1 protein-coding gene and 1 pseudogene are annotated in these 3340 nt (G+C 36.0%); both read left to right on the top strand.

Annotated elements, in window-relative coordinates; genetic code table 11:
* Nucleotides 1-1751: 1751 nt before the first annotated feature.
* A pseudogene (locus AFK68_RS44265) lies at nt 1752-2336 on the top strand (mechanosensitive ion channel family protein); the annotation flags it as partial.
* 1 nt (nt 2337) lies between these two features.
* The coding region (locus tag AFK68_RS44260) for a mechanosensitive ion channel family protein (RefSeq protein ID WP_168186328.1) at nt 2338-2899 on the top strand (562 nt) is incomplete at its 5' end.
* Nucleotides 2900-3340 lie beyond the last annotated feature (441 nt).

Raw genomic sequence — 3340 nt, 5'->3', positions numbered from 1 at the left:
GGTATATATTCAGGCAATAATACAATTTATCAATCATTTATACTTGAAGGTGAAAACTACTTGATACTTGAGTATTTTTCCCTAACCCCTTACCAAGAGAAGAGATTTTTACCGAATAATTAATAATTATTAATATTAATTAAATACCTTAGTTAAAAGCCTCCCCTTTCAAGGGTAAAAAGCGGTCGTTTCGGCTAAGAGCCGACATGAAAAGCGGAGCTTCCCGTAGGGTGGGATGGCGTTTCGCTACGCGACATATAAAGCGTTCGCGGCTCTGCATTCTTCGGGTTTCCTTTCCCTCCGGGACGCTACGCGAACGCCATATCCAATCGANTCGCGGCTCTGCATTCTTCGGGTTTCCTTTCCCTCCGGGACGCTACGCGAACGCCATATCCAATCGACCAAGAGAAATAAATATTTTCCCCCTTTGTGTCAATCCTCTCCCTTTTAGGGAGAGGTAATTATCAATTATCAATTATCAATTATCAATTATCAATTAATGAAGGTTTTCCTTGAGGTAATTATCCATTATCCATTAATGAAAGGATTTGATCTTACTTTTCGTTAAATACTTGGATTTTTTGACACCTTCTGATTTAAACTAGATTAAATAAATAGATCCCTGCCTTGCTAAGAAAAAAATAACTTTTGGTCAATAGTTGACCAAGACTCAATAAAAATACAAAAAATTAGTATCATTGGCTTGATAGAGATTAAGGAAAATTAGATTTTGAACTGCGTGAGTAAAAACTATGATGATGATAGGAGACTTAGAAAATGTTGGCAGTAGAAAACTTTTTAGTTATTGTAGGAGAAATTGGTCTACTACTATGTATTTTTCTTGCAGTTAATTGGTTAGTTAAAGAAATTTTAAAACAACTAACTAAGGCTGTTTCCAGTAAGAAAATTAAAATCACAATTCAGAATATCCAAAAGAATACCCAGACGGCATTAACTTTAGGTGCTGGATTACTGGGTATACTAATATTAGGACTAAATAGTTGGCTAATCTATCAGGGAGAAAACTTATTAGAATACACAAAATCATTTATTAATAATATCCCTCAAGAATTTTGGGTAAATTTAGGTATGGGAGCAGGTAGAAGTCTGTTCTTATTATTCTTATTAGCTGCAACTCAACCTTACATTCAACGTTTAATAGATAATCTTTGCGATCGCACCAAAACATTTGAACATATTACAGCGAATGATGAAAGTATAGAAGATTTCTTTGACTTTCTCAGTCTCAACCTAATTAACATTTTGTGGCTATTGAGTCTAACCTTATGTACTCAATTTCTCCAATTACCAGAAGTAATTACGCAATATATGTATATTGCTGTCAGAATATATGTCATTATTACAGTTGGCATACTTCTGGTTAAAGCCAACATCGTAATTATCGATACATTAGAAGCACTAGCTGAAAAATACTCTAGTCCTAGCAGACTACTACGTTTATATAATCGCCTCAGTCATCTACTTCCATTGTCAAAGCGATGTTTGGAGTATGTAATATACCTGTCAATGGCAAGTTTAGTATTTCAGCAACTTGAATTCATTGCCTATCTAGCAGTCATTGGCCCCAAAATTATACAAATTGTCGGCATATTTTATACCAGTCGTGTAATTGAAGAAGTAGGCAAACTTTTTGCCAGAAAATTCCTACTCAGTGAGGACGAAGAGTTAGATGAAATTGACAGAAAGAGAAGGCAGACTCTATTACCGNGGAGTATGTAATATACCTGTCAATGGCAAGTTTAGTATTTCAGCAACTTGAATTCATTGCCTATCTAGCAGTCATTGGCCCCAAAATTATACAAATTGTCGGCATATTTTATACCAGTCGTGTAATTGAAGAAGTAGGCAAACTTTTTGCCAGAAAATTCCTACTCAGTGAGGACGAAGAGTTAGATGAAATTGACAGAAAGAGAAGGCAGACTCTATTACCGTTATTTGATAGTACCCTCAAATATATAGTCTACTTTGGCGCAATAATTGCTATTCTCACTGTAGTCGGTATCGATCCTACTCCTATACTTGCAGGTGCTGGTATTCTTGGTCTTGGTGTTAGCATGGGAGCGCAGAGTATTGTTGAAGATGTGGTATCTGGTTTATTTAATTTGTTTGAAGGTTACTACTTAGTAGGTGACTTTGTTGAGATAGATGATATCAAAGGTTATGTGACTGCAATAGAGCTGAAAACTACTCGCATTCGCTTTGAGGATAAAGACTATATTATTCGGAATGGTGAAATTGGTAGTATTGTTAATTATTCCAGATATAGTGAAGCAGTAGTAACAGTTAATGTTGCTTATGATGCTAATCTCGATCATNAGGTTACTACTTAGTAGGTGACTTTGTTGAGATAGATGATATCAAAGGTTATGTGACTGCAATAGAGCTGAAAACTACTCGCATTCGCTTTGAGGATAAAGACTATATTATTCGGAATGGTGAAATTGGTAGTATTGTTAATTATTCCAGATATAGTGAAGCAGTAGTAACAGTTAATGTTGCTTATGATGCTAATCTCGATCATGTTTACCAAGTTATAGAAGCAGTGGGGCAAAAATTAAATCAGGAGAATGAAGATGTCCTAGAAGCAACTGAAGTAGACGGGGTTGAGAAGTTCGATAGATATCAGTTAATCATTCAAACCACTACACAAGTTAAGCCAGGAACAAATGAAGATGTAGAATTATACCTGCGTAGAATGATAATTGAAGCTTTTGAAAAAGAAGGGATTAAAATGCCTCATCGTGGTCCTCGCCAAGATAAGAAGAGTTTAGAAGAGGAAGAGTTGGAGGGTAAAGAAGAGGAGGAGGAAGAGGATGAAGAAGATGAAGAAGATGAAGAGGAGCTAGAGGAAGAAGAAGAAGATGGAGAGGAATTATAGTTTTATATAAAATCCGGTTATACNAATGATAATTGAAGCTTTTGAAAAAGAAGGGATTAAAATGCCTCATCGTGGTCCTCGCCAAGATAAGAAGAGTTTAGAAGAGGAAGAGTTGGAGGGTAAAGAAGAGGAGGAGGAAGAGGATGAAGAAGATGAAGAAGATGAAGAGGAGCTAGAGGAAGAAGAAGAAGATGGAGAGGAATTATAGTTTTATATAAAATCCGGTTATACAGTAATCGCAAAATTACTTTATCTTAATACAGATTTTCTAGCGTGGGCGAATTGAAAAATTCATGCTCTAAATCTTTTCTTTCTCCTGACTCCTGTACGGGCGAATTGCTATTTGCCCCTACAGGAGTCATATCATGTCCGGATAAGAGCGTGATAAAAAAACTTTCTCATGCATATACTTTTTTTCTCCCCTCTTCCCTCCTGACTCCT

The sequence above is a fragment of the Hydrocoleum sp. CS-953 genome (genome assembly GCF_002260545.1).
GTDB lineage: Bacteria > Cyanobacteriota > Cyanobacteriia > Cyanobacteriales > Microcoleaceae > Trichodesmium.
Note: the sequence above shows the minus strand (reverse complement) of the source record. Positions and strands in the feature narration are given on the sequence as shown.